The organism is Leptolyngbya sp. CCNP1308, from assembly GCF_034932455.1.
Lineage (GTDB): Bacteria > Cyanobacteriota > Cyanobacteriia > Phormidesmidales > Phormidesmidaceae > Nodosilinea.
In genome coordinates, this window is the sequence record NZ_JAYGIH010000043.1 from 29,013 (window position 1) to 55,765 (window position 26,753).

Consider the following 26,753-nt stretch of genomic DNA (forward strand, 5'->3'; position numbering starts at 1 on the left):
TTTCATCTACCGGCGATCGCGCCCCTTCACCGCCTCTCAACAACAATCCTCGCGGTCACTGCCCGCTATGCGTATCAACCTGGATATTCCCGACGGCATCGCCCAATGCCCATCCTTTTCTAGGGCCGACTGGCTGCGGGAAATGGCGATTTCTCTCTTCGAGCAGGAGCAGGTTACCTTGGGCATTGCCAGCCAGATTGCGGGCATCCACCTGATGGAGTTTCAAAAAATTATCGGCAGTCGCGGCGTCTGTGCTCACTACGATGCCGTAGAGTTTGCTGACGACATGGAAAACCTGCGTCGCCGGGGCTGGCTATGACCATTGTGAGCGATACTTCATCCTTAGGCAGCTTGGCTCTGATTGACTACCTCTGGCTGTTAGAGGCAATCTACGGCACCGTGGTGATTTCAGAAGTGGTGGCACGGGAACTGGCAACGGCCAAGAATGCCCGCATTCAGGCGGTGCTGTCGGTTAGCTGGGTCAAGGTACAGGTGCCAACGGAAGGCGCGATCGCCCAGGTTCAGCAGCAAGGGCAACAGTTCGATTTGGGTGACACCCACACCCTGGCCCTAGCCCTTCAGCTCAACGCCGACGAACTGCTCATCAACGAACGGCGGGGACGGCAGGTGGCCCAAGAGCTGGGACTATCGGTGATTGGCATTGTTGGCATTATTCTGATTGCCAAGCAGAGGGCACTCATCCCCAGCGTGCGGCGGGTGATGGATACCCTGGTTGAGCTAGCCGGTTTTCGCATCAGCCACCAGCTTTACCAAAAAATCCTTAAGTTTGTCGATGAAATCTAAAGTGTCCGATTTGCAGGTTCAAGGTTTAGGGCTGTATCTGACACATTGAACCTGCCCGCCCCCGATACCCGCAACTCCCCAGGTTCACCATCAAAATGGCAGAATCCCTAGGTACACTGTTTTTAATGCAATAGTCCCCGCGCTCCAGGTTTTGTGATGACGGCCACCGTTCCCGCTCTCTCCGCCCAGTACGACCCCACGCAGACCGAAACCAAGTGGCAGGCCCAGTGGGAAGAGAACCAGGTCTTTAAAGCCGACCCCGACCACCCCGGCGAACCCTACTGCGTGGTGATTCCACCGCCGAACGTGACCGGCAGCCTGCACATGGGCCACGCCTTTGAGAATGCGCTGATCGATACTCTGGTGCGCTACCAGCGTATGGCCGGGCGCAATACCCTGTGGCTACCGGGCACCGACCACGCCAGCATTGCCGTGAGCACGATTTTAGATCGGCAGTTCCAGGCTGAGGGGTTGAAGAAGGAGGATGTGGGGCGCGATCGCTACCTAGAGCGCGCCTGGGACTGGAAAGCCGAATCCGGCGGCACCATCGTCAACCAGCTGCGCAAGCTGGGCGTCTCGGTGGACTGGAGCCGCGAGCGCTTCACCATGGATGAGGGGCTTTCCCACGCGGTGCTCACTGCCTTTACCCAGCTCTACGACGAGGGGCTGATCTACCGGGGCAACTATATGGTCAACTGGTGCCCCGCCAGCCAGTCGGCGGTATCTGACCTGGAGGTGGAGCAGCGCGAGGTCGATGGGCATCTGTGGCACTTCCGCTACCCCTTCACCGACGACTCGGGCTACTTAGAAGTCGCCACCACCCGCCCCGAAACCATGCTGGGCGACACAGCGGTGGCGGTCAATCCCAACGACGATCGCTACCGGCATATGGTCGGCAAAACCCTGCGGCTGCCGATTGTGAACCGCGAGATTCCGGTGATTGCCGACGACTATGTCGATGCGGAGTTTGGCACCGGCTGCGTCAAAGTCACCCCCGCCCACGACCCCAACGACTTTGCCATGGGCCAGCGCCACAGCCTGCCCCTAATCACCGTCATGAACAAAGACGGCACCATGAATGAGAATGCGGGGCCATTCGAAGGGCTAGACCGCTTCGAGGCGCGCAGTGCAGTGGTGCGTCGGCTGGATGAGGAGGGCTTTTTGGTGCGCATTGAGGATTATCACCATACAGTGCCCTACAGCGATCGCGGCAAGGTGCCCGTTGAGCCGCTGCTCTCGACTCAGTGGTTCGTCAACATTCGCCCCCTGGCCGACAAAGCGCTGGATTATTTGGACAATCGTCAAGAGCCCAAATTTGTGCCCGATCGCTGGACTAAGGTCTACCGCGACTGGCTGGTAAACCTGCGCGACTGGTGCATCTCCCGCCAACTCTGGTGGGGCCACCAAATTCCCGCCTGGTATGCCGTGAGCGAAACCGGCGGTGAAATCACCGACAACACCCCCTTCGTGGTGGCCGCTACGGAAGAAGAGGCCAAGGCCAAGGCCACCGAGCGGTTTGGCGAATGGGTGACCCTGACCCGCGACCCCGACGTGCTCGACACCTGGTTTTCCTCCGGTCTGTGGCCCTTTTCCACCATGGGCTGGCCTGACGAGTCGGCCAAAGACTTCCAGACTTACTACCCCACCACCACCCTGGTCACCGGTTTCGACATCATCTTTTTCTGGGTGGCTCGCATGACCCTGATGGCGGGGCACTTCACCGACACCATGCCCTTCGAGACCGTCTACATCCACGGCCTGGTGCGCGACGAAAACAACAAAAAGATGTCGAAGTCGTCGAACAACGGCATTGACCCCCTGCTGCTGATCAACAAGTACGGCACCGACGCCCTGCGCTACACGCTAATTCGCGAAGTCACCGGGGCGGGCCAAGACATTCGCCTGGAGTACGATCGCAACACTGACGAATCCGTTTCGGTCGAAGCCAGCCGCAATTTCACCAACAAGCTGTGGAACGCCTCCCGCTTTGTGATGATGAACCTGGGCGGTCAGTCCCCCACCGAGCTGGGCGCACCGGCACCAGAGCAACTAGAACTCGCCGATCGCTGGATTCTCTCCCGCTACAACCGGGTGGTGCAGAGCGTGCGCAGCAATCTCGACGCCTACGGCATGGGCGAAGCCGCCAAAGACCTCTACGAGTTCACCTGGGGCGACTTCTGCGACTGGTACATCGAACTGGTCAAGCCCCGCCTCCAGGGCGATAACCCGACCTTAAAGCGCGTCGCCCAGCAGACCCTGGCCTTTGTGCTCGACGGCATTCTCAAGCTGCTGCACCCCTTTATGCCCCACATCACCGAAGAGGTGTGGCACACGCTCAGCCAGGTGGGCAACGACCAATTCTTGGCGGTGCAGCCCTACCCCAGGGCTTTCCCCGGCCTGGTGGATGACGGATTGGAGCAGCAGTTTGCCCTGGTGTTTAACACCGTGCGCACGGTGCGCAACCTGAGGGCCGAGGCGGGCATCAAACCAGGTCTGCGCATCGAGACCATTCTCGAAAGCGAGAGTGCCGACGAACGCCACATTCTGCAAGCTACCGCTGACTACATCAAAGATCTGGGCAAGATCGACACCCTGGTGATCCTCGGCGGCAAACAGCCGGTGTCAACGGCCCATGCCGTCGATGGCACCGTGGGGGCAGCAAACTCCTTAGATAAGCTCAGCGATAACCCCGTCGTGGCCGAGGTGCAAGACTTTTGGCACACCATGCTGCCCCTGTTTGAAGAGCCGCTGCACTACGCCGGATCGTTCTTCGCCGACATTCGCCGCCCGGCCTACACGCTGCTGTGGATTCTGGCGGGGGTAATTTTGCTGCGGTTCTCTGGGGCCGTGGTGACGGCGGTGGATAGCACGCCCATCTTTGGCACGCTGATGGAGCTGGTGGGCCTGTGGTTTGTGTTCAACTTTGTGCGGCAGAACTTGCTGACGGGGGGCGATCGCGATCGCCTCGCCCAGACCTACCAGCAGTGGCGGCGCAATATCTTTGGCCCTGACACAGCTACTCCCCAAGCGACTACCCAATTGCGCCCGATGCCCTCGGCTACCAATCAATCCAGTCATAGCAGCGCCGCTGAAGCGTCTGCGGAACCGCCGCAGAAGTTGTTTGCCGGGGTCACGGGCACCGTGCAGGTGCTGATTCCCTTAACCGGCGTTGTGGATATCGAAGCCCTGAGGGCCAAGGTAGAAAAAGATCTGGCCAAGGTAGAGGCCGAAATCAAGTCGCTCTCAGGGCGGTTGAGCAACTCTGGCTTCGTAGATAAAGCCCCCGCCGATGTCGTGCAGGGAGCCCGCGATGCTCTCGCAGAGGCCAAGGCTCAGGCGGCGATTCTCAAGTCACGGCTGGGGATGCTGTAAAGGATTTTGCCAGGCATTCAACTCAACTGGGCTCGATCTTTCGATGCGTACACAGGATAGATCTATCGCCCAAGTCAAAACCGGCTCAGAGGTGCGAGCCTTTCTCGCCCTGGCGGTGCCCCTGGCCGGGGCTCAGGTGGCCCAGGCTGCCGTGGGCTTTGTGGATACTTTAATGATGGGACGGTTGGGGGCCAACACCCTGGCCGCAGGCGGGCTGGCAGCAATTAGCTTTCAGCTGCTGCTGGCGGTGATTGGCGGGTTTGTAATGACGGTGGGGCCGTTGGTGGCTCAAGCCTTTGGGGCCGGGCAAAAAGACCAGGTTGAGGCGATCGCCCGCCAGGGATTTTGGCTCTCCCTGGGGCTCAGTCTGCCGATGATGGCGGTGCTGAGCCAGCTCGATCGGGTGATGCTGGGGCTGGGGCAGCCCGAGGCGATCGCCACCCTGACCGGCCCCTATTTTCAGTGGATCTTATGGGGCGCATTCCCTGCCCTGGGTTTTGCCATGCTGCGGGGCTACGCCTCGGCCCTGGCTGAGGCCCAGGTGGTGATTGTGATTGTGCTGGTGGGCACGGCTTTTAACATTGCGGGCAACTACGCCCTGGGATTTGGCAAATGGGGCTTCCCCGCCCTGGGGCTGGGGGGGCTGGGGCTGGCCAGCGGACTAAGCTACTGGCTGATGTTTGGGCTGTTTTTGATCTACACCCTCAAGCATCCGCGTTTGAAGGTATACCGTTTTTGGCGGGGGTGGCACCGGGTACAGCCCCGACTAGTCGGTCGGCTGCTGGGCATGGGGAGCGAGATTGCTGTCACCATCGCCCTAGAATTCAGCCTGTTCGCCGTGGTTACGTTTTTGATGGGGATCCTTGGCCCTGAGGTGCTGGCCGCCCACCAGACCGTGTACCAAACCATCTACCTAATTTTCATGGTGCCGCTGGGCATGTCCTACGCGGCAACGGCCAGGGTGGGGCAGGCGCTGGGCCAGCAAGACCTGGGCGCGGCGCGGCGGGCGGGGTATGTGGCGATGGCGATCGCCGCCGCCTTTATGCTGCTAGCCACCCTGGGGCTGCTGCTGTTTCGCCAGTCCATCATTGGTCTATATCTAGACCTGCGCGACCCGGTCAATGCCCCGGTGGTCGCCCTGGCCCTGCCGATGATCGTAGTCGCCGCCCTAGCCCAGCTCACCGATGGCGTCCAGCGGGTGGCCTCTGGGGCACTCTACGGGCTGCAAGATACCCGCATGCCCATGGTGCTCAGCGGGGTGGCCTTTTGGGGAGTGGGGCTGACTACGGGCTACATTCTCGGTTTTTGGCTGGGCCTCGGCGGGGTAGGGCTGTGGATTGGCCAATCCATTGGGGTGGCCACCGCTGGCATAATTTTTGTAGTCCGGTTCCATCGCTTGACTCGCCCCAGTCGGGCGATCTGACGGTGGCGGAGTATAGCTCCAGGGCCATGGTGAGATAGGGTAGTTTATGGACGCACGGTTTCGTAACGAATGAGGCGACGAATGGTGCCTGGAGAAACATTCAGCCGCTGCGCCATTTCTGCCTCAATGGCCGACGGCGATCGCAGCGGTAGGTAAAAGTCGAGGGTGCGAGGCACCGGCTGCACCACAATCACTTCAACTCGAGTCGCCCGGCGATCGCCCTCAGCAGCCGGATTCTGACCCTCGTTGTCGATCACAGCGCGAATGCTGAGAATGCCTTCGTTCTGCGCCGCCGTATTGGTCGCTAAGACCAGAGGGTCGATCGCCCGGCCCGCCACCCCCAGGTAGTGATGAGTCCAGCCGTAGCCAGCCAGCCAAAATGCAGCCCCCAACAGCCCTAGAGGTAGCCAGAACTCTAGGCCAGAGTGGGTGAGGATACGTTTGAGCGCAGGCATAGGCGATGGGGAAGGTTGGGAAGTGGGTAATGTAGATGAGTCAGGGATGGGGTGGGGATGATTCTAAAGCTTAACGTCACCGACATAACATCGACCCACCCATTCACTTACTCATCTCCCCATCTACTCCCCTCTCCCTACTTCCCTTGAGTAAATTAACTAATGGTGAACAGCAGGTTAAGCTAGCAAAGCGAGGGTTTCAGACTTTAGAATACCGGCTGCGTTATCCCAGTCAGGTGATAACCCATAGTCAGCTAGAACAAGCCCTGTAGGCCATGAGCACCGAGCCCGAAAGCAATGCTCGCGCGACGCCTGAGGCTGCGCTGAGAGCAGCTAGGCACCGACACCTAGCTTGCACCCATCGACGGCAGGGGCGATCGCGTTAGCATTGGCGATCGAACTCTATCCCTAAGCCCGTCTTATCCCACCGACTCACCTCCCATTCCTTTGTCTCTCCCTATACCCATGTTTACCCGCAGCCGCAAACATCTCACCCAGTGGCTCATGCTAACCATGGGCAGCGTTTTTGTAGTGTTTGGCGGGCTGGTCTACGTCATTGAAGTCGAGCGAGAGCTCAACAAACTCGACCAGCAGCTCTACCGCGAAGCGGAGCTCATGATTAGCAGCGGCGGCGCTGGCTCGTCGCCCAACCCAACTTACCCCGTGCAGTTTCAGATCAAAACGGTGCCGCTGCTGGGGGGCAGCACCCTCAGCATTACCTCAGATCTGGCCTACGCCCGCTGGTACGACACCAACAACCACCTGCTGACGTTTTTTGGGCCGTTGCCGGGCGATCAGCGCAACATTCAGCCCGGCTACAAAACGCTGACCTACGAGGGCCAACGCCTGCGCCAGATGACGGTGCCCATTGAGTCGGCGGGGCAAACCCTGGGCCACCTAGAACTGGCCACCACCCTGGTGCCGGTGGAAACCGCCCTTAACCAAATCCGGCTAGTTTTAAGCCTAGGGCTGCCAGTGGGGGTGGGCCTGATTGGGCTGCTGAGCTGGTGGTTCGCGGGCCAGGTGATGCGGCCCATTCAGCTGTCGTACCAGCGATTAGAACAGTTTAGTGCCGATGCCAGCCATGAGCTGCGGTTGCCGGTGGCCTCCATTCTCAGCCAGGCCGAGCTGGGGCTGATGACGGCTTCGCCCCAAGAACAGGTGGCGCGGCTCCAGCACATTGCCGGGCTGGCCCAGTCGACGGGGCGGCTGATTAACAGCCTGCTGGTGCTGGTGACCGCCGATCGCTGGTCGGGCACCCAGCGGTGCAACCTTACCCTCTTGGTGAAAGAACTCGCCCGCGAGTATCAGTCTCAAGCTAAGGCTAAGGGACTGTGGTGGCGGCTAGAGCTGCCCCAAGCTCCCCTCTGGGTGAATGGAGACGCCAATTTGCTCCGGCAGGCGATTGCCAACCTGCTCAGCAATGCCTGCCGCTATACCGCGACCGGGGGCGAGGTCGCCCTCTCCCTCAGCCACCGCCTCGACCGGATTATGATTACGGTGCAGGACAGCGGCATTGGCATTCCAGAGGCCGATTTGCCCCGCGTGTTTGACCGCTTTTACCGGGTTGACAAGGCGCGATCGCGCGATACCGGCGGCGTTGGGCTAGGGCTGGCGATCGCCCAGCAAATTGTTCAGGCGCACCAGGGCAAGCTTACAGTCGTCAGCACCGAAAACGAGGGGTCAACCTTCACCATTACCCTGCCGTTACTCCTGCCTGCCCGTGCCCAGGGGCAACCTGTCTCCCCGCAGACCTCGAGCCGCAAGGCAAAGTGTTAGGCCAAAAACGTGTTAGACCAAACCCGTCATGGATTTCTCGTCGGCCAGATTACGACGGAAGATTCCTGAAACCTTCGTTCTGCCGTTGACCGTCAAAACCTGTCCAGAGTGTTGTTCCTATGATTTTTAGTCGCAAAGTATGGCTAGCGGCATCTTTGCCAATGGTTTTGGCGGTGGCGGCCTGCGGTGGTGGCTCTGCTCCTACCGCCGACCCCGATGCTCCCCCGGTGTCTGCTGGCGACGGCAGCGGCACCACGATTCCGATCAGCGGGGCTGGGGCGACATTCCCCGCACCGATTTTCCAGCGCTGGTTTGACGCCTACACCCGAGAAGTTAACTTCGATGTGCAGGTGAGCTATCAGTCAGTGGGCAGTGGCGCTGGCCTAGAGCAGTACATCGCCGGCACCGTAGACTTTGGCGCGTCTGAGGCACCCATTACCGCTTCCGCCGATCGCACCCAGGCTTTTATCGATGCCTTTGGCTATGCCCCCATTCAGGTGCCGATAACCGGCGGTTTGCTCTCGTTCTCCTATAATTTGCCTGGAATTGGCGATCTCGAACTCAGCCTTTCCCGCGAGGTCTACTGCGGCATCGTCACGGGCGACATTACCCAGTGGAGCGACCCGGCGATCGCAGCAATCAACCCCGATCTCGAGCTGCCTGACCTGCCCATCACCTGGGTTCACCGCTCCGACGGTTCGGGCACCACCTTTGTCTTTGTCAACCACATTGACACCGTTTGCGACGGCTGGGCCGGGGGCGTTGGCACCTCCGTTGACTGGCCCGTGGGCATCGGTGACCAGGGCAATGAGGGGGTAGCCGCGACCATTCAGCAAACCGAAGGCGCGATTAGCTATCTGTCCTACGCCTATGCGGCCCTCAGGGACATCGATTCAGCGTTGGTAGAAAACAACGCTGGCAACTACGTTGAGCCTTCCCCTGAAACCGCAGGCAATGCCCTTCTTGATGAAGAAATACCGGACGACTTTGCCCTGCTGGTGCCCGACCCCACGGGCGAAAACGCCTACCCCATCGTCGGTCTCACCTGGATCTTGATCTATAACAGCTACGAAGACGAAGCCAAGTGGAACGCCATGCGCGACGTGTTTGAGTGGTCCCTCGGCCCCGAAGGCCGCGCCATAGCTGAAGAGCTGCTCTATGTGCCGCTGCCTGAGCCGCTAGTAGAGCGGATTCAAGAGGTGTTTGATACCGTTAACGCGGGCTAATTGAGCCCCCATTGCCCCCAGGAGAGACAGGTTTAAAGCACAATTGATCTACTCCTCTCCGCCAAGGTCATGGTTCAGAATCTCAAGTTTGATGCGGTCAGCGATCGCCTGCCACCCCAAAACATTGAGGCCGAAGAGGCCATTTTGGGCGGCATTTTGCTGGATCCTGAAGCCCTTAGCCGGGTGATGGAGATTCTCACCCCCGACGCCTTTTACATCGGTGCCCACCGCGATATCTACAAAGGGGCGCTGGCCCTCCACGCCAAGGGGCAGCCCGCCGACCTGATGACCATCGCCGTGTGGCTCAAAGACAACGGCAAGCTTGAGCAGGTGGGCGGTCAGACCCGCCTCGCTCAGCTGGTCGATCGCACCGTCAGCGCCGCCAACATCGACCAGTACGCCACCCTGGTGATGGATAAGTACACCCGCCGCCTGCTGATTCAGACCGGCGGCGAAATTTCTCAACTGGGCTACGACACGACATTGCCCATTGAGAATGTGATGGATCAGTCGGAGCAGCGGCTGTTTGGCATCACCCAGTCGCGGCCCCAGGGAGGGTTGACCTCCACGTCTGATATTTTGATTGAGACGTTTTCGGAGATCGAGCAGCGATCGCTCGGCGTCGTCCTCCCCGGCATCCCCTGTGGCTTCTACGATTTGGATGCCATGACCCAGGGTTTTCAGCGATCAGACCTGATCATCGCCGCTGCGAGACCGTCAATGGGCAAAACGTCCTTCGTTTTGAACATAGCTCGCAATATCGCCGCTTTGCAAAAGCTTCCAGTAGCGATCTATAGCTTAGAAATGTCCAAAGTGCAGCTCGTCTACCGCCTGCTCTCCAGCGAAGTCGAAATGGAAAGCAGCCGCCTGCGCACCGGGCGCATCGCCCAAAACGAGTGGGAAAAGCTGGGCCACGCCATCAGCATTCTCTCCCAGATGCCGATTTTCATTGACGACACCCCCAGCATTTCGGTGACTGAAATTCGCTCTCGCTGCCGCCGTTTACAAGCAGAGCAGGGCGGTGCCCTGGGGCTGATTTTGATCGACTACTTACAGCTGATGGAGGGCGGCGGCGACAACCGGGTGCAGGAACTGTCGAAGATGACGCGATCGCTCAAAGGTCTCGCCCGCGAACTCAACGTACCAATCATCGCGCTCTCCCAGCTCAGTCGGGGCGTCGAATCGCGCACCAACAAGCGCCCAATGATGAGCGATTTGCGGGAGTGCGTCACTGGCGATACCCTAGTTGTCCTCGCAAACGGTCAACGAGTACCGATTCAAGATTTGGTAGGCAGTACCCCAGACGTGGTGAGTTTAGATGAACAGGGTAAGTTGACCCAGGCTAAGGCCGATTTAGTTTGGCAGGTGGGTACTCGCCCAATTTATGAGTTGACTACAGCCAGTGGACGCAAAATCCGTGCGACTGAGAAGCACCGACTCTACACCCTCGATGGCTGGCAACGATTGGAGCGGTTGAAGCAGGGAAGCCGTATCGCTGTGGCTCAGCATTTGCCTGAGCCCCCTGTTGCTGAGACCTGGCCTGAGTTGAGGCTGGCATTACTAGGGCAGCTCATTGGCGATGGTAGCTACCTCAAGGGGCAGCCCCTTCGATACACCACCGGCTCCGAAGACAATAGCCAGATCGTCAAATTAGCTGCCGAGCAAGAATTTAGCTGTGAGGTGAAGCGCTACAAAGGTAGAGGTCAGTGGCATCAGCTTTTGATCTCTGGTAACGGCAATCGCTGGCATCCTGCTGGAGTGAATCGTTGGTTACGGCAGCTTGGCATCTTTAACCAGCCTTCTCGGGAGAAACGCATTCCTGCCGAAGTGTTTCAGCTTTCCAATCAACAGATAGGTCTTCTCTTACAACATCTGTGGGCGACCGATGGCTGTATCTCCGTACGCAAGGGCAGAGGCGGAGATGCCGTATTCTTCTCCACCAGCAGTGAGGGCTTGGCCCGTGATGTTGCCGCTCTACTCCTAAGGCTGGGCATTTGGGCCTCTGTGTTTTGGCAGCCAAGTCAGTGTTTTACCGTCAACGTTCAGGGCAGCGTCAACCAGCTGAGGTTCTTAACTCGGGTGGGGGCTTTCGGCCCTAGGGTAGAACCCGCCGTAGCTTTACGGCTCAAACTGGAGAGCATCATCTCAAACCCTAACCGAGACACATTGCCCAGAGAAGTTTTTGACCGAGTCAAGGCTGATATGAAAGCCCAGGGAATTAGTCAACGCCAAATGGCAACCTTACGAGGCACCTCCTACGGCGGGACATCCCACTTCAAATTTGCTCCTTCACGGCAAACACTCCTCAGCTACGCAGAGATTTTAGACAATGAATCCCTCAAAGAAATTGCCGCCGCCGACATTTTCTGGGATGAAGTGCTTTCTATTGAGCCTGCGGGGGAAGAACCCGTGTATGACCTGACTGTACCGGGGCCTGCCTCCTGGTTAGCAGACGGCATTGTGTCCCACAACTCAGGTGCGATCGAGCAGGACGCCGACTTGATTATGATGCTCTACCGCGAAGAGTACTACGACCCCGACACCCCCGATCGCGGCATCGCCGAAATCATCATCACCAAACACCGCAACGGCCCCACCGGCACCGTCAAGCTGCTGTTTGAGCCGCAGTTTACCCGCTTCCGCAACCTGGCTACCCCTGGCATGTAGACGGACGGGCAGGGCTCAGAGCACAAGGGACATGACCTAGCCCTGAACCCTAACTGCGGGGAAAGCTTTCTATAATTGCAGCAACTCCTCCGTGTGGTCAGTCAATGCAGTCTCCTACCACCTCAGAGCAAAAGCCTAGTCTCTACGACCAAGACTTTTATCGCTGGATTCAGCAGACTGTCCATGCGCTTAAAAACCGCGAACTAGAGCAGGTGGACTGGGAAAACTTAATTGAAGAAATCGACAGCATGGGCCGCAGCGAGAAAAAGGAGCTAAAAAGCCGTCTGCTGGTCATTCTTGAGCACCTGCTAAAGCTGATGTTTTGGGAGTCAGAAAAAGCCCAGAACAGCCGGGGTTGGCGCAACACCATTATTGAACAGCGGGGCCAATTGGAGCTGCTGCTAGACGACAGCCCCAGCCTCAGGCCCATGGTGCAGGAGATTTTTGTGGAATTCTATGCCAAGGCTAGAAGCCAGGTTTTGCAGAAAAGCGATCTGCCAAGCAGCTGCATTCCCACCCTGCCGCCGTTCTCCGCCGATGACGCTCTCCATGCCGATTTTCTGCCGTGCTGAGCTTCAGGCAGTCTTGGCAAGGATTGCGACACCCAACCTCCGGCGCTTAGATTTTGCTCCTCTGAGAGGTAATCTAGCGTTGGTGCAGCCTCTCTTTTAGAGAATCGCACCTCAACCTCAGGAGACTTTCCATGGGCGACATGATTAGCTTTAAGCGGCCCGATGGCCAATCTTGCCAGGGCTACTACGTCGAGCCAGCCAGCGGCAGCACCGCCCCCGGCATTGTCGTGATTCAGGAGTGGTGGGGCCTCAACGACCAGATCAAGGGCGTGGCCGACCAGCTGGTGCAGCAGGGCTACCGGGTACTGGTGCCCGACCTCTACAAGGGCGAAGTCACCGTCGAAGCCGCCGAGGCCGAGCACCTGATGAACGACCTCGACTTTGGCGACGCCGCCACCCAAAACATTCGCGGCGCGGTGCAGCACCTCAAGGCCACCAGCCCCAAGGTGGCGGTGCTGGGCTACTGCATGGGCGGCGCGCTGACAGTACTGGCGGCGGTGTACGCCCCCGAGACCGACGTGGCTATTAGCTGGTATGGGGTGCCTCCGGCAGAAGCTGCCGACGCCAGCACCATTGCAATTCCCTTCCAAGGACACTTTGCCCAGCGGGACGAATTCTTTCCCCCGGACGCAGTGAAGGCATTTGAGGCTCGACTAGAAGAGGGTAGCGCCCCCAGCGAAACCTACTGGTACAACGCCCACCACGCCTTTGGCAACGAAAATAACGACATCCACGACCCCGAAGCCACCAAATTGGCCTGGGAGCGATCGCTAAACTTTCTCTCCACCCATTTAACCTAGGCCTTAGCGACAATTCCTTACACCTGGTCAACCGGGCCGATACCGAGGAACCACCTCAGGGGTTAACGCTGTTGCCCCCTGACGCCAAGACGACATTTAACTTACCTAAATTTTTGGGCAAAAATAACTGGATAGTTATATAGTAAATGAAAGATCTCAGGCATATACAGGAGCGTTGCGACATGGATCAAGCCTTAATTTTTCGTCAACTCTTCGACACAGACTCCTCCACCTATACGTACCTGCTGGCTGACCCCAGCTCTAAAGAAGCGGTGCTGATTGACCCAGTGTTTGAGCAGCATTTGCGCGATCGCGCCCTAATCGAAGAACTTGGCCTCACCCTGCTCGCCACCCTCGACACCCACTGCCACGCCGACCATGTCACTGGGGCCTGGCTGATGCAACAGGCGGTAGGCTCTAAAATTGGCATCTCGGGCCGCTACGGCGATATGGTGAGCGGGGCCGATTATTTGCTCGACCATGGGGATAGGGTGACCTTTGGCGATCGCACGCTCGAAGTGCGCGCTACCCCCGGCCACACCGACGGCTGCATCACCTACGTGCTTGACGACCACGCCATGGCCTTTACCGGCGACTGCCTGCTCATTCGGGGGGCAGGTCGCTGCGACTTTCAGCAGGGCGATGCCCTAACTATGTACGCCTCTATTACCGAGCAGATTTTTAGCCTGCCCGACGATTGCATCATCTGGCCCGCCCACGACTACAGCGGTCGTACCTCATCTACCGTGGCCGAAGAAAAAGCTCATAACCCCCGCATTGGTGGTCAGGCCGACGAAACCGATTTTGTCGGCTATATGGAAAATCTGGGCCTGCCCCACCCCAAGAAAATCGACATTGCGATTCCGGCCAACTGCGTCTGCGGCCAGCCCGAAGACGGCAAAATGCCCACCGTAGCCGACTGGGCTCCCGTACGCCTCACCTACGGGGGCGTCAAAGAAATCGATCCCCAGTGGGTGGCCGAAAATTTGGGCAAAGTCCACGTCCTCGATGTGCGCGGCCTCGACGAGTTCAATGCTGAACTGGGTCACATCAGCGAGGCTCAGCTTCTTCCCCTCGGCGAGCTAGAAGGGCGCGTGGACGAAATTCCCACCGACCAGCCTGTGGTGACGGTGTGTAAGTCGGGGCGGCGATCGGCCCAGGCTACCGCTATTCTCAAAAAGCAGGGGCGGGCCGAGGCCGCTAGCCTGCGAGGTGGCATGCTGAGCTGGCATGAGGCCCACCTGCCCGTGGAGAAAGCCTAAACCAGCGATTTCATCAGCTGTGTTGGTTTGCCTTGGAGGGCGATCGCAAAAATCACTCTTTCGAAAGATAAAAACTGCTGCCGGTTTCAGCACTATGGGATGGGAATGAGCGATCGCGCCCCTTGCCCAGAAAGACGCTGAAACCTGGAGAATTCATGAAAGTTTTGGTTGTTTATTACTCTATGTATGGCCATACCCTAAAGCTCGCCCAAGCAGTAGCCGAAGGCGCTGGGCAGGTGGCTGGAGTAGAAGTGATCTTGCGCCGGGTGCAAGAGTTTGACGCTGTCAACCAGATCATTGACCAGAACGAGGCTGCCCGCGCGATGCGAGACCAACAGCAGCAGATTCCTGTGTGCGCCGTAGATGACCTCAAAGCAGCCGACGGCGTGGTGTTTGGTTCACCCACCCGCTACGGCAACATGACGGCCCAAATGAAGCAGCTGTTTGACTCTACCGCCAGCCTCTGGCTCAACGGCGACATGGAGGGCAAACCGGCAGGGGTGTTTACCTCTACCGCCTCGACCCACGGCGGCCAAGAGACCACCCTGCTCACCATGATGGTGCCCCTGCTGCACCTGGGCATGCTGGTGGTGGGTGTGCCCTACTCGACCGACGGCATGATTCACACCGAGGCGCGGGGCGGCACTCCTTACGGGGCGACCACTATTGCCGGAGGGCAGGGCGAACTGCAACCCCAGGCAGAAGATTTAGCGATCGCCCGCGCCCTGGGTCATCGCGTAGCAGAGATCACTACCAAAGTACGGGGTTAGACATTGGGCACAATCATCGACAGGGGGCGTGGCGATCGCCGCTACCCCCTGCCATAACTCACGGCATCTACCGCACAGCTACCGATGATAGCCGCGCCCTTTGCAGGCTCTCGGCCAGCTGGCGCACTACGGCAACCATAGCTAGAGGGTTGTCGAGCTTGTTGACCGCAGAGCCAACCCCGATACCGGCTGCACCGGCGGCGATCGCCATCGGTGCCGTCACATCCGACAGCCCCGACGCGCACAGCACCGGCACGCTCACCGCGCGAGAAATGGCGTGGGCCGCCGCCAGGGTAGGAGCCGCCTTCTCAATTAAGCCCAGGGTGCCGGGGTGAGTCGGCTGGCTAGAGGTGCCGCCCTCGGTTTGAATGATGTCGGCTCCGGCGGCCACCAGCGCTTCGGCCAGGCTCACCTGCTCATCCAGCGCCAGAATGTGGGGCACGGTGACAGACAGGGTGATCTCGGGCAGCAGCTCGCGGGTGCGGCGGGTCAATTCCAGCACCTCGGGCGCTTCAAACCGCCGACCCTGGGCATAAAAGGCGTCAAAGTTGCCGATTTCGATCAGGTCGGCCCCGGCGGCAACGGGGGCGAGAAAGGCCTCTGCCTCGACGGCAGAAACACAGATGGGCAGCGTCGTCGCGGCCTTGGCCAGGCGCACCAGCTCGGCATCGGCAGCAATATCCACAAAAGTGGCACCGCCCTGGTCGGCGGCTTTGACCACCGCGACTACCCGCTGGGGGTCAAAGTTGGTAAGCCCGCTGATGATTTTGATGGCGCTGCGGGTGTCGAGGGCGCGTTGTAAGTCAGAGCGCATAGGTCTATCTCTCAAGATTGGGCAGTGACCCGCCCAGGTCGAACCAGTCGGGCGGGCGCTAATTCGACCTATTGTCGCATTGTCAGCCGAGTTGCGGATAGCCCATTTTTTGGCGGGTTGACGACTAGAGTGGCAGCCTTGGACAACGGCATCGGCGATGGGATATCGAGGGCGCTTCCGGGACGGATACTCGTTGCGAGTCGGTTCCCGTTTCTGGGATGCCGTTGGCTTGACGCTTCGCAATTGCCGCCCAGAGCTAGGCTCTCGACTCCTGGGCGATTTGCGCCGAAATCAACGCCTTAGGCTGTGTCCACCGTCGCCAGCGCTGCCGCCACAGCCGCTGGGTGATATAAAACGGGCTAGCCAGACTGTACAAATACAGCGTCATCTCGCAGGCCGTGACGGTGTCGCTGACCACCTCGCCCCGATATTTGACCCAGTGGCGCAGAATTTTGCGCCCATCGTTGACCAGGTAGGCAGGAGCCATCAGCGGGCGTTGCCATAGGGGCACGCTGAGCATGCGGGTGCGATGGCGACTGAGGCCAATTCCCCGAAACATTCGCAGCAGATAGGCGCGCTCAAACCGACTGGCCGGAATCTCGTGCCGCATGCGCATGGCCGGGTTGTACCAAATCTCCCAGCCGTGGCGCTGCATGTGGAGCACCACCTCCAAATCTTCCCCCGCCGCTCGAAAGCCAATGGCGTCGGCCAGCGACAGATGATCGGGCACGCTGGCCAGCCAGGCCTGCCGCCGCACCACCAGCCCCGCCGCTGGCGGCAAAACCTTCTGCTGAGGCGCGTAGATCAGCGGCTCAGGCCCGCGCTCGGTCAAGGCCAGCATCGAGCCAATGCGGCCAAAATTTGGCGGTGGGGTAGCTTCAAAATCGCCCCGAATGCGGCTGCCGAAGGCTCCTGCCTGGGGGTGAGCCTGGCCAAACCGATGGGCCGCCACCACCCACCCTAGGGCCGGGTGGTTGTCATCGTCCAAAAAACCAATCAGGGGGCTGCGGGCCAGGTGAATGGCAGACTGACGGGCGTAGCCAGCGCCCTGGCGCGGCTCAAAGGCATAGCGCAGGGGAATATCCTGGGGCCACTGCTGCTGGTAGTCTTCGACCACCTGGGCGGTGCCGTCGGTGCTGTTGTTGTCTACCACAATCACTTCCCAGGCCAGGTGCTCGGTGCCGAGCTGGGCCAGCAGACAGTCGAGCACCTTGGGCAGGCGGTGCTCACCGTTGTAGGTGCAGATCACCACCGACAGATCGAGGGTTTCTCTATGGGGGGAAGCATTGGCCAGCTTGAGCCGCAGTCGCCGCAGCAGGCTTTGGGTGTAGCTGGGCAGCGATCGCCCCACCATGGCCGGTTGCTTTTTCGGGCCGACCGGGAGACGGGCGGGCGGAGCGACTACCTCGGCACAGGATGCAGCCGACGCCGCCAAAGAAGACTCAGCCATGGGTAGCAAACCCTCCGCGCTACTGGGTGACGCTCCCCAGTGTGCCCGGCGGGAATCACCCAATATCTCGGCTGGTCGCTAAGTCTAGCGAAATAAACCTGGCGAAACAAAGCTGGCGAAAGTTGCCGCTGGTCTAGTGCAGCCCCGGCTCAATCTGGCTGATGGGCACAAAGCACTCGTTGGGCAGCAGCACAGGTTTGTCGCCAAAGATCAGCTTGCCGCGATGGGTCTTGGTGCTAATGGCAATACCGATGGGGCGCTGTACGTCTTCGGGGTGCACCTCGTAGTAGGTGCGGTAAATTTGCCGGGCCGACTTGAGCAAAGCCGGGTTCAGCGCCGCTGGCAGGGGGCCGACATCCGGTAGCTGGCTGGGCAATGGGCTAGAAGAAGGGGGTTGCTGTAGACCGTACACGGCTCACCTGTGCGCTTATAGACAAGACTTTAATCGATCTTTCCAGGGGCCGCAAACTCTAGAGGGGCTTCTAGAGAGAACTTTACGCCAGGGCACGCAGCAGGGCTTCGCCCATTGCTTTGCAACCCACCTGGGTCATGGTCTCCGACATGATATCGCCAGTTCGATAACCCTGATCGAGGACTTTTGTCACGGCCTGCTCAATGCGATCGGCGGCGACGGGCTGGTCAAGGGCGTAGCGCAGCATCATAGCAGCGCTCAGCACCTGGGCCAGGGGGTTGGCCTTGTCTTGCCCAGCAATGTCAGGGGCTGACCCATGGACGGGTTCGTAGACACCCGGCCCGCTGGCCCCCAGGCTGGCAGAGGGCAACATGCCAATGCTGCCGGTGAGCATCGCGGCGGCATCGGAGAGAATATCGCCGAACAGGTTACCGGTAACGATAGTGTCAAACTGCTTGGGCCAGCGGATGAGTTGCATCGCCGCGTTGTCTACATACATGTGGGTGAGGGCGACATCGGGGTAGTCGGCGGCGAGGGCGGTGATGCGATCGCGCCACAGCTGCGACACCTCCAGCACATTGGCCTTATCGACCGAGCACAGCTGGCCCCGGCGCTTTTGGGCCGTCTCAAAGGCGACCTTGCCAATGCGATCGATCTCGCTGTCGGTGTAGGCCATGGTGTTGACCCCCCGCTTTTGCCCCGTCTCGCTCTCAAACACCCCCTTGGGGCTGCCGAAGTAAATGCCCCCCGTCAGCTCCCGCACCACCATAATGTCCACACCTTCCACCACCTCTCGCTTCAGCGACGAGGCATCGATCAGCTGCGGCAGAATGGTGGCCGGGCGCAGGTTAGCAAACAGCTCCAGCCCCGCCCTCAAACCCAGCAGCCCCGTCTCAGGCCGCTGATGCCGAGGCAGCGCATCCCATTTGTAGCCACCGATCGCCGCCAGCAGCACCGCATCGCTGGCCTTGCAGATCTTCAGCGTTTCCTCCGGCAGCGGCTCCCCGGTTTCGTCAATCGCCGCCCCGCCAATCAGCGCCTCCTCAAACTCAAAGGCCAGATCCATCTGGCTGCCCACGGTTTTGAGCACATCCACCGCCACCGCCATAATTTCAGGGCCAATACCATCACCGGGCAGCAGCGTAATGCGATACGTCGAAGTCATAGCGTCGGAGAAATGTGATTTACCGTAGGGTGGGCAATGCCCACCAACCCATTGGCGCAAGGAAAACTGAACACGCCAGTTCAATATCATACCCCCAGGGGTTTCCCCCTTCACCGACTCATCCACCCCACTCCACTCTGGCCGAGGGCCGAGACCCCACAGGGGCAAACAACCATCTTGCCCCTACGAGATACCTTCCCCACCCCATCACCCATCCACCCGCCCACCCATCCACCATGCCCCAGTACCTCTATCTCCACGGCTTCGCCTCCAGTCCTCAGTCCGCCAAAGCTCAGGCCATGAAAGCCCGCTTTGCCACCCTGGGAATCCCCCTGCGGATCCCCAACCTCAACCAAGGCGACTTTGCCCACCTCACCCTCAGCCGCCAGATCCAGCAGGTCAGCGCCTTGATTTTGGCCCAGAGTGAACCCACGATACTGATCGGCTCCAGCCTCGGGGGCCTCACCGCCGCCTGGGTCGCCCAGCAGCCTGCTATTAGCGATCGCATCGAAAAACTGGTGCTGCTAGCCCCCGCCTTCCAGTTCCTCGCCCAGTGGCTGCCCCGCCTTGGCCCTGAGGCGATCGCCGCCTGGCGCACCGAGGGCACCCTCTCGGTCTACCACTACACCGAGCAGCGGCAAATTCCCCTCGACTACCGCTTCATCACCGATGCCCAGAGCTACCACGACGAAGATCTGCGGGCCAACATCCCCACCCTGATTCTCCACGGCACCCACGACGAGACTATATCTATAGAAGCCAGCCGCGCCTACGCCGCTACCCGCCCCTGGGTGCACCTGGTTGAACTGCCCAGCGATCATGCCCTGACAGATGTAGAGAAAGAAATCTGGCAACACACTCAAGCGTTTCTGAACCTTTGAGCTTTATTGGGTTATGGGATTTTTTAGAGGTGAACGATGAACGTCTTAATCCTGGGTGGCACATCATTTACTGGGCCCCACACAATACAGCACTTGGTCAAGGCCGGTCACCAAGTGACTGTTTTCCACAGAAGCCGTTCTAGTCAGCTCGCAGACACCATTAACCAAATTCAAGGCGACAAGGCCCATCTGGCTGAGTTTGCAGATCAGTTCCGCGCGGCCAAACCTGATGTCGTCATCAACATGATTTGTTTTACAGAAAGCGACGCGCACCTGTTTGTGAATACCTTTAGTGGCCTGGTTTCCCGCGCAGTGATTATCAGCAGCGCTGATGTGTATCGCGCCTACGGACGGCTGCACCGCACCGAGCCTGGCATTCCTGATCCTGTACCACTCACCGAAGACTCTCCCCTACGGGGAAAAATCTCTATCGATGGCGAGAACTACAACAAAACTGCTGTCGAACGAATTGTGGTAAACGCCTCCGAATTGGCCACGACAGTATTGCGTTATCCAGCTGTCTACGGCCCCAAGGATGCCAAAAACCGCTTATACCCATTCCTCCGGCGCATGGATGACGGTCGTCCCACCATTTTGATTGAAGACGTGATGGCCAACTGGCGCTTCACCCACGGCTATGTCGAAGACGTTGCCTACGCAACGTTCCTAGCGACGACACAAGAGCAGGCCACAGGGCGGATCTACAACGTTGGGCAACAGGACATGCCACCCTGGGGAGAGTGGATACGGCAAATTGGAACAGTAGCGGGATGGACTGGTGAGGTGGTGCCTCTGCCGCGCCAAAAACTGCCTGCGTTCTTAAGGTGGGACGAAGATTTTGCCCAGGACTGGCTGTTAGACACCACGCGCATTCGTCAAGAGCTGGGGTACTCGGAACGAGTGACCTCCAGTGAAGCGCTGCGACGTACGATTGAGTCGGAGCGAGCTCATCCACCTGAGCATATTGCCCCCGCAGAGTTTGACTATGCCGCAGAGGACGAGGCACAGCTAGCGTAATATCAATTCTGGCAACAGGCCAGACCCTAGCCCCATGAGCCAATAGGTATGATGGGAGTGATTTCTAAACTGTCGGATCAAACGGCAAAGTCCAGTTCATGAACCAAGCCACGGCGCAAATTCGCTGGACGATTCACGATCTGGAGGTGCTGCCCCAGAGCGAAGGCACCCGCTATGAAATTATTGATGGAGAGCTGTTTGTGACTCGATCGCCCCATCGTCGTCACCAGCAGTCCGCTGGCAAGGTTTTTGCAGCTTTGGATACTTGGTCTACGGAGACTGGTCTGGGTGAGGCGATTCCGGCTCCGGGTATTGTGGTGTCCGATGCCGACAGCGTGATTCCCGATGTGGCATGGGTGAGTAGCGAGCGGTTGGCCGTAATTGAGGACGATGCTGGGCACCTGACCGATTTCCCGGAGTTGGTGGTCGAGGTTTTGTCGCCGGGGCCGAGCAAGATTCGCCGCGATCGCGAAGCTAAGCTCAAGCTCTACTCTATTCGAGGCGTTCAAGAATATTGGATCTGTGACCGGTTTACTCGGCAAGTTGAAGTCTATCGCCGCCAGGCTGCTCAGTTAGTTTTGAGTGCAACGCTATTTGGCCAAGATGCTTTAACCTCACCCCTGTTGCCGGGGTTTAGCTGCCAGGTAGAACACCTATTTAGCCGTTAGACCACTTGTGCTGGGGCGCGGACGACAGGAGATACTAAACCCGTTTCAAGAACTGCAACCCCCGTGCCACAATTAGCCCAATCCTCTACGTTAGTAACAGGGCAGCCCGGTGGAACCGTTTTCCCCCAGAGAGCTAAACAGTGAGCCAAGTCTAGGCCCAACCCAGGGGCTACCAACCCCACGGCAGTTGAGCAGCATTAAAGCCCAGCTCGACCTAGTGCTGCTGGCCCTAGAAGCCCTCACGGGCCTTGGATCCGACGCTATGCTGGCGGCGGCAGACGCTCTGGGGGTGTCGGATTTGCTGAGCGATCGCGTCAACCTCTGGCGCTTGCGCCAGGCTAGCCCCCTGCGCAAAGGCCAGGGCCGCAAAAAGCTCGATGTGGACGAAGCCCGTGCCCTAGTGCTGGTAAGTTGCCAATTGGCTGTCAACCACCGCGACAGCATCCGCCAGGCCGTGGCCCGCCTCGAACAGGCGCTGGCCCAGGGGCAAGCGCCCCACCGTACCGCCCAGTTGGGCGACTACCTCGATGCCTTTAGCAACGCCTACCAGGATCGGATGGAGGGCGACCAAACCGCCACCACCGACGAACTGACCACCCTGGGGCTCAAGCTATTGGTCGATCTGCTGTTCTACAGCGGCTCCGGCGGCAGCCGGAAGCTGTGGGTGGCGCTGCTGGAGCGGGCGGGAAAATAAGGATTTGGGATTGGACGTTTTCGACTGTGATGATGGTTTTGGGGTGTTATTGAGCTGAGTGCTATGGCTGCGATCGCATCGGTCACTTCCTACGAATATGCGGCGGGCACCTGCACCCTACGGCTGGTGGGCGAGCTGTCGCCCCTAAGCCAGGTGACGGGGCAGCCGGTGCTGGCGCGATCGCGGTTTCACTTGCAAGTGCAGGGGGGCGATGCGTTCAGGGAAGCCCGCACCATCCCTAGCCAAGCCATGGTCCTGGAGATCAGTGGCCGAGAGCCGCAGTTTTCAGCCCTGGCAGATTTGGTGCAAACCTACGTCCAAAGACACCTCAGTGCCGACGCGCTAGCCGCTGGCGGAGCCGTTTTTCGGGGCGAAAATTCGCTTCAGCCTGTGGGGTTAACTCGCCATCGGCTCACCCTAACTGTGCCCCCAGAATCACCTAGAGTAGTTGAACTCTCTACCCTGCAACTCTCTGACCTGGCCGATGCCCTAGAGCAGGCCGACGGCAACCTCCAGATTCTTCCCGATGCGGCGGTGCCTAAGGCACGCCGAGTTCGCCCCCAACTGCCGCTTTGGCTGGGGTCGGTGGCGGCGGTGGGCATTGCGGCGCTGCTGGGCAACCAACTGCTCACCACCGCCCCTAGCTCTGTAGTGCTTTCCCCTAGCGAGTCTCAACCGACCAATGGGTCAACGGCTCAGAATCCTGCCGATAATCCAGAGCTAGCCCGCGAAGAACCTGCGCCCACCGCCGCCAACGATACCGCTGCGGCAGACTCTGCCCCCGCTGCCGCAGGCGAGGCTCTGCCAGCGCCCATTACAACGGCCCCGACCAGCCCAGCCGCCGCCTCAGGCGATTCTGGCGCATCGCCTCAGACGGGAACGCCCAAGGTATCGCCCGCGCCTTCCCCTGCCACCTCAGCCCCGGCACCCCAAGCCTACCCACCTGCCCCCGCCTACCCACCACAGGCCGAGGCCCGCGCTGGGGGTGAGGCCGCCAGCCCTGACACAGATATGGCGGCGGAACGAGCTCCGAATGCTGCCCGTTCCACGCCCGAGGCCCTAACGGCTCCCACAGGCCCTGAAACCTTTGACAGTAGCCCTAGCGCTGCCGCCACCAGCGCCCCCGATTCGGCCCTTGCTTGGATGAGCAATCTCACCCAAGCCCTTGAGGAACAGTGGCGACCACCAGCCAACCTGGCCGCACCCCTGCGCTACAACCTTAGCTTCGACCCCGATGGCACCGTAACAGCCCTAGAACCCCTCAATGACTTCTCGGCCACCTACCAGACCAACGCCACCCTGCCTCAACCCGGCGAAACCATTCCTGGAATCGGCAGCGACGCCTCAATCACTGTGGAGGTGCAGTTTTTACCCACTGGAGCCGTAGTAGTGGTACCGCCGGAATCGAATCCTTAGGACGATCGCTCTTATGAGCCCGTCTCTGATCGTCGCTGGCCCCTGCGCTTAGCCTTGCGCATATGCAGGGTAGACATCGCTTTATCCACCGGGAAGCCAGCGACGGGAATTACCTGGTGCTGGCGATCGCGCTCTAGCTGCTTGAGTTCGGTGTAATCCGTCCAGTGGATGCAGTCCACCGGGCAGGTGTCGATCGCCTCTTGAATCAGGTCTTCAGAGTCGCCATCCTGGCGGTAAACGCGCGACCTGCCGTAGTCAGGCTCAATATAAAATGTGTTGCGGGCGACGTGGGCACAGTGCTTGCAGCCAATGCAGGTAATTTCATCCACATAGACGCCCTTTTGGCGGAGCTGACCGCCCAGTTCTGGCTCATAGCCAGTGCGGTCTTCCGTCTGGCGCAGTCGACCACCCAGTTCTGGCTCATAGCCAGTGGCCTCGGGTTGCCCATCAAATTGTGTCATCGGGTTATGCCCCTTGTGGTTCAGAACGCCCAATGGGTGGGCCAATACAAAGAAAGGGGCCAAGTAGCCCCTTCCCAAGCTTCAGAAGGCTGATGCGTTAGCCATTCCAGCGCTGTACCACCAGCCGCACCGAGCCATCTTCGCGCACCTGCTCTTCAGCCAGCTGAAAGCCCTGCCGAGAGGTCTCACTTACCACGGTGTTGTAGGCATAGCGCTGGGTCACCTGGCTCAGAAACCCTTCAACGGTCAGCGGCTGACGCCAGTATTGCAGGTCGGCTACCAGTTCGTAGTCGCAGGTTTCGGGGTTGCGGCGAAAGCCAATGTCATAGCCGTTGTCTTGGGGAATCACCACATCCGCAGTCTGTGTCTGGCCCTGGTAGCCTCTCACGTCACAGGGGCCTGCCTTCCAGTCAGTACCCAGGTCATTTAGAGCCAGCTTGAGAGAATCTAGATTACGGATTTTGGTTTTGATTTGGCTAAAGTGTGACATTTTCTACGGGTGATATAGGGGACTATAAGAATCGAAAAATTACCACTGACTGTAGGCAGTTTGGGCAGCCACAGTATCGGTAGCCGTTTGTTCATTCCGCTGAGCGAAATACTCAGAAGTCGTTTGCTGCGCCACCACGATACCTAGCTGAGCCTCAATGGCCGCAGTTACCTCAGCGCAAGAGGCACCCACAATACCAGTCACCGTCTCTTTAACCCGACCATCGGGGTAAATAATGAACTCTAAGGTTTCCACAGTTGCTCAGCCTCTAAAAAATGCGGAATGGAGCTAAAGGTGGTCAGTGCATCAATCCGCAGGGATAACCCTTAGCTAACAATACAGGCGACCTCTTACCCCAGTCCCGAGCCAATCGCCGGGCAGGCAGTTTCGCCATCTTTCATTGCAAAAGTCAATGCGTTGTATTGATCCTAGGAGCGGCGTATCCATTAGATGTAGTGTCGCGTAACTTTAAGAGAGCGTCAAGGCAATTTTCGTTACATATCGCAGCGCTTTTGGCGATGTATAACCCAGAAACAGGCATTGTGGCCCCGTCGCCAGCGAGGCAGTTGTTAAGAAAGTTAAAGGTCAGCTTCTGCACGCTGCTGCTACAACCGCAGGGAGGCTGGTGTTACTAAACTTTTACAGCACCGTTGCCAAGCTCAGGTTATGACCCCTTACTTGCACAATCTCAAGACTCTATTCGAGCAGCAGGCTAGCCCAGAGCAGGCGGGGCCGATGAAGCAGTACATGAGAAATCAGTTTGAGTTCCTCGGTATTAAGGGGCCGATGCAGAAGGCCCTAGTTAAGCAATTTATTGCCGAGCATGGCTTGCCCGACCTAGCTCAGCTAGACAGCATAGTGCGAGAACTCTGGAGTTGGCCTGAGCGCGAGTACCACTATATGGCCCTGACGTTTTTAGATAGACACCAAAAGCAGTTAACCCCCGAGGATGTTCCTCTACTGGAATATCTCATCACCACCAAATCGTGGTGGGACACGGTGGACTCTCTAGCTAGCCACAACGTCGGCAAATTGCTGAGTCAGTATCCATCGAGCCGAAAGGCTGTGATCGATGCCTGGCGAGAGTCAGACAATATTTGGCTACGCCGTACCACCCTATTATTTCAGCTGGGCTACAAAGCACAAACTAACGAAACGCTGCTCTTTTCTTTGGTTGATCAAAACAAAGGCTCCAAAGAGTTTTTCATTCAGAAGGCGATCGGGTGGGCGCTGCGAGAATATTCAAAAACCGCGCCAGAGTCGGTGCGGGGGTTTGTGTCTACGGCGTCGCTGGCCCCCCTGAGCCAGCGAGAATCTCTCAAGTGGCTCAAGGCAAAGGGCCAGCTATTATAGAAAGACTAGATCCTAGAGTTCTGGTGGGGGCTGTGGTCGAGATAGGGGCGCTTGCACCGGAACCTTAGGATCTGAGTCTGCCCGCTATTCCAGCAGTACGGTTTTGGTCATGATCACCATCCATTGGGCGGCGGTGGTTGCCCCTTCAGCGCTGGGCGGCACGGGGATGGGGTCGCTCCAATCGTTGGGGTCGGCATAGCCAAGGGCATGGAGAATTTTGATGGTGCGATCGACCCCGGCGAGGCTGCCGTAGAGCATGTGGCGCACTTTTTCGGGGGTTAGGGGCCGGGGGCCGGGGTTGGTTGCCCCAGATCTGGGCGGTAGCGGCAGGGAGTCGGCCTCTGGTCTAATCGGGTTGTCGTTGGAGTCGGGTTCGAGATATTCAAACATCGGTTCTGTTTCCTTTGTGGTTGAGGAAGACAGAACGCGAAAACCCTAGCCATCCGCAGCGGTCGTGCAAACTGAGGGGGCTAGGGTACGATGAGCCCAGCCTCGCAATCTGCCTGTTAGATTTGCGGGGTTAGCGTGCGATTCGTTCTCTCGAAATGGATCTAGCATCCAGGGATGAGAGGCAGGCTTGCCTCGGTAAGCCTGACAACTCAAGGATGGTGAGGGTGCGATTCCCTCCCTTCAGGTGATGAAGTGACAGCATAAGCCCTTCGGTAGCGACTGGTCCTCAATCCGAAAAGCGGGCTTAACCGCAGGTAGCTGCTAGCCGTACGGTGGTCATCCTGCCAGCACAGAGGTCAACGGATACGAACAGAAAGGGATTTAAGGGTCGTCACGCAATACTAGCCAAAAC

Annotated in this window: 26 protein-coding genes; 17 read left to right on the forward strand and 9 right to left on the reverse strand. The window is 59.0% G+C overall.

Going from position 1 to position 26,753, the window contains the following annotated elements; genetic code table 11:
* The first annotated feature begins 67 nt into the window (after window positions 1–67).
* From VB780_RS13045 to VB780_RS13060, 4 genes are all read left to right on the forward strand, one after another.
* The gene (locus tag VB780_RS13045) at window positions 68–319 is read left to right on the forward strand and encodes a UPF0175 family protein (RefSeq protein ID WP_323351592.1); all 252 of its coding nucleotides are present in this window, start codon (window positions 68–70) and stop codon (window positions 317–319) included.
* Window positions 316–804, forward strand: coding sequence for a DUF3368 domain-containing protein (locus VB780_RS13050; protein ID WP_323351593.1), 489 nt, complete (start codon window positions 316–318; stop codon window positions 802–804). Before VB780_RS13045 ends, VB780_RS13050 begins: the two co-directional genes overlap by 4 nt.
* Window positions 805–960: 156 nt before the next feature.
* Window positions 961–4,176: a valine--tRNA ligase gene (locus VB780_RS13055; protein WP_323351594.1), complete on the forward strand. Its 3,216-nt coding sequence runs from the start codon at window positions 961–963 to the stop codon at window positions 4,174–4,176.
* A gap of 43 nt (window positions 4,177–4,219) precedes the next feature.
* Window positions 4,220–5,599, forward strand: coding sequence for an MATE family efflux transporter (locus VB780_RS13060; protein ID WP_323351595.1), 1,380 nt, complete (start codon window positions 4,220–4,222; stop codon window positions 5,597–5,599).
* Window positions 5,600–5,643: 44 nt separating this feature from the next.
* Here VB780_RS13060 and VB780_RS13065 read toward each other — a convergent pair whose 3' ends face one another.
* On the reverse strand, window positions 5,644–6,054 hold the full coding sequence (locus VB780_RS13065; protein WP_323351596.1) for a hypothetical protein: 411 nt from the start codon (window positions 6,052–6,054) through the stop codon (window positions 5,644–5,646).
* Between the two features lie 465 nt (window positions 6,055–6,519).
* Between VB780_RS13065 and VB780_RS13070 the strand changes: the two genes are divergently transcribed.
* The 7 genes from VB780_RS13070 to wrbA all read left to right on the forward strand — a co-directional run bounded on the left by VB780_RS13070 (window position 6,520) and on the right by wrbA (window position 15,130).
* On the forward strand, window positions 6,520–7,833 hold the full coding sequence (locus tag VB780_RS13070; protein ID WP_323351597.1) for a HAMP domain-containing sensor histidine kinase: 1,314 nt from the start codon (window positions 6,520–6,522) through the stop codon (window positions 7,831–7,833).
* Window positions 7,834–7,952: 119 nt separating this feature from the next.
* On the forward strand, window positions 7,953–9,059 hold the full coding sequence (pstS, locus tag VB780_RS13075) for a phosphate ABC transporter substrate-binding protein PstS (RefSeq protein ID WP_323351598.1): 1,107 nt from the start codon (window positions 7,953–7,955) through the stop codon (window positions 9,057–9,059).
* A 69-nt stretch (window positions 9,060–9,128) separates the two neighbouring features.
* On the forward strand, window positions 9,129–11,726 hold the full coding sequence (locus tag VB780_RS13080) for a replicative DNA helicase (RefSeq protein WP_323351599.1): 2,598 nt from the start codon (window positions 9,129–9,131) through the stop codon (window positions 11,724–11,726).
* 104 nt (window positions 11,727–11,830) lie between these two features.
* Window positions 11,831–12,298 carry a DUF29 domain-containing protein gene (locus VB780_RS13085; protein WP_323351600.1) on the forward strand — a complete coding sequence of 156 codons (468 nt, stop codon included), beginning with the start codon at window positions 11,831–11,833 and terminating at the stop codon, window positions 12,296–12,298.
* A 131-nt stretch (window positions 12,299–12,429) separates the two neighbouring features.
* Complete coding sequence (locus tag VB780_RS13090; RefSeq protein ID WP_323351601.1) at window positions 12,430–13,098, forward strand: dienelactone hydrolase family protein; 669 nt, start codon at window positions 12,430–12,432, stop codon at window positions 13,096–13,098.
* Window positions 13,099–13,280: 182 nt separating this feature from the next.
* On the forward strand, window positions 13,281–14,360 hold the full coding sequence (locus VB780_RS13095) for an MBL fold metallo-hydrolase (RefSeq protein WP_323351602.1): 1,080 nt from the start codon (window positions 13,281–13,283) through the stop codon (window positions 14,358–14,360).
* 155 nt (window positions 14,361–14,515) lie between these two features.
* Window positions 14,516–15,130 carry an NAD(P)H:quinone oxidoreductase gene (gene wrbA, locus VB780_RS13100; RefSeq protein WP_323351603.1) on the forward strand — a complete coding sequence of 205 codons (615 nt, stop codon included), beginning with the start codon at window positions 14,516–14,518 and terminating at the stop codon, window positions 15,128–15,130.
* Window positions 15,131–15,197: 67 nt separating this feature from the next.
* Here wrbA and VB780_RS13105 read toward each other — a convergent pair whose 3' ends face one another.
* The 4 genes from VB780_RS13105 to leuB all read right to left on the reverse strand — a co-directional run bounded on the left by VB780_RS13105 (window position 15,198) and on the right by leuB (window position 18,971).
* Entirely contained in the window at window positions 15,198–15,944 is a 747-nt protein-coding gene (locus VB780_RS13105) for a DUF561 domain-containing protein (RefSeq protein WP_323351604.1), read from the reverse strand.
* Between the two features lie 256 nt (window positions 15,945–16,200).
* Window positions 16,201–17,394 carry a hormogonium polysaccharide biosynthesis glycosyltransferase HpsE gene (gene hpsE, locus VB780_RS13110; RefSeq protein ID WP_323351605.1) on the reverse strand — a complete coding sequence of 398 codons (1,194 nt, stop codon included), beginning with the start codon at window positions 17,392–17,394 and terminating at the stop codon, window positions 16,201–16,203.
* Between the two features lie 133 nt (window positions 17,395–17,527).
* On the reverse strand, window positions 17,528–17,770 hold the full coding sequence (locus VB780_RS13115) for a hypothetical protein (RefSeq protein ID WP_323351606.1): 243 nt from the start codon (window positions 17,768–17,770) through the stop codon (window positions 17,528–17,530).
* A gap of 118 nt (window positions 17,771–17,888) precedes the next feature.
* Window positions 17,889–18,971 carry a 3-isopropylmalate dehydrogenase gene (gene leuB, locus VB780_RS13120; protein ID WP_323351607.1) on the reverse strand — a complete coding sequence of 361 codons (1,083 nt, stop codon included), beginning with the start codon at window positions 18,969–18,971 and terminating at the stop codon, window positions 17,889–17,891.
* A 236-nt stretch (window positions 18,972–19,207) separates the two neighbouring features.
* Between leuB and VB780_RS13125 the strand changes: the two genes are divergently transcribed.
* The 5 genes from VB780_RS13125 to VB780_RS13145 all read left to right on the forward strand — a co-directional run bounded on the left by VB780_RS13125 (window position 19,208) and on the right by VB780_RS13145 (window position 23,647).
* A complete protein-coding gene (locus tag VB780_RS13125; protein WP_323351608.1) occupies window positions 19,208–19,852 on the forward strand; it encodes a YqiA/YcfP family alpha/beta fold hydrolase in 645 nt (214 codons plus the stop codon).
* 36 nt (window positions 19,853–19,888) lie between these two features.
* Window positions 19,889–20,869, forward strand: a complete 981-nt coding sequence (locus VB780_RS13130) for an NAD-dependent epimerase/dehydratase family protein (RefSeq protein WP_323351609.1) — start codon at window positions 19,889–19,891, stop codon at window positions 20,867–20,869.
* 98 nt (window positions 20,870–20,967) lie between these two features.
* On the forward strand, window positions 20,968–21,537 hold the full coding sequence (locus tag VB780_RS13135) for a Uma2 family endonuclease (RefSeq protein WP_323351610.1): 570 nt from the start codon (window positions 20,968–20,970) through the stop codon (window positions 21,535–21,537).
* A gap of 187 nt (window positions 21,538–21,724) precedes the next feature.
* Window positions 21,725–22,231 carry a DUF3038 domain-containing protein gene (locus VB780_RS13140; RefSeq protein ID WP_323351611.1) on the forward strand — a complete coding sequence of 169 codons (507 nt, stop codon included), beginning with the start codon at window positions 21,725–21,727 and terminating at the stop codon, window positions 22,229–22,231.
* 63 nt (window positions 22,232–22,294) lie between these two features.
* Complete coding sequence (locus VB780_RS13145) at window positions 22,295–23,647, forward strand: DUF4335 domain-containing protein (protein ID WP_323351612.1); 1,353 nt, start codon at window positions 22,295–22,297, stop codon at window positions 23,645–23,647.
* Window positions 23,648–23,658: 11 nt separating this feature from the next.
* Here the strand turns inward: VB780_RS13145 and VB780_RS13150 are convergent, their stop codons facing one another.
* From VB780_RS13150 to VB780_RS13160, 3 genes are all read right to left on the reverse strand, one after another.
* Window positions 23,659–24,108 carry a ferredoxin gene (locus VB780_RS13150; protein ID WP_323351613.1) on the reverse strand — a complete coding sequence of 150 codons (450 nt, stop codon included), beginning with the start codon at window positions 24,106–24,108 and terminating at the stop codon, window positions 23,659–23,661.
* Between the two features lie 97 nt (window positions 24,109–24,205).
* Window positions 24,206–24,598: a DUF1257 domain-containing protein gene (locus VB780_RS13155; protein ID WP_323351614.1), complete on the reverse strand. Its 393-nt coding sequence runs from the start codon at window positions 24,596–24,598 to the stop codon at window positions 24,206–24,208.
* Between the two features lie 39 nt (window positions 24,599–24,637).
* Entirely contained in the window at window positions 24,638–24,853 is a 216-nt protein-coding gene (locus tag VB780_RS13160; protein ID WP_323351615.1) for a DUF2997 domain-containing protein, read from the reverse strand.
* 411 nt (window positions 24,854–25,264) lie between these two features.
* On the opposite strand from VB780_RS13160, the gene VB780_RS13165 reads away from it, so the two are divergent.
* Window positions 25,265–25,951: a DNA alkylation repair protein gene (locus tag VB780_RS13165; RefSeq protein WP_323351616.1), complete on the forward strand. Its 687-nt coding sequence runs from the start codon at window positions 25,265–25,267 to the stop codon at window positions 25,949–25,951.
* An 84-nt stretch (window positions 25,952–26,035) separates the two neighbouring features.
* Here VB780_RS13165 and VB780_RS13170 read toward each other — a convergent pair whose 3' ends face one another.
* Window positions 26,036–26,341, reverse strand: a complete 306-nt coding sequence (locus VB780_RS13170) for a hypothetical protein (RefSeq protein WP_323351617.1) — start codon at window positions 26,339–26,341, stop codon at window positions 26,036–26,038.
* Between the last annotated feature and the right edge of the window lie 412 nt (window positions 26,342–26,753).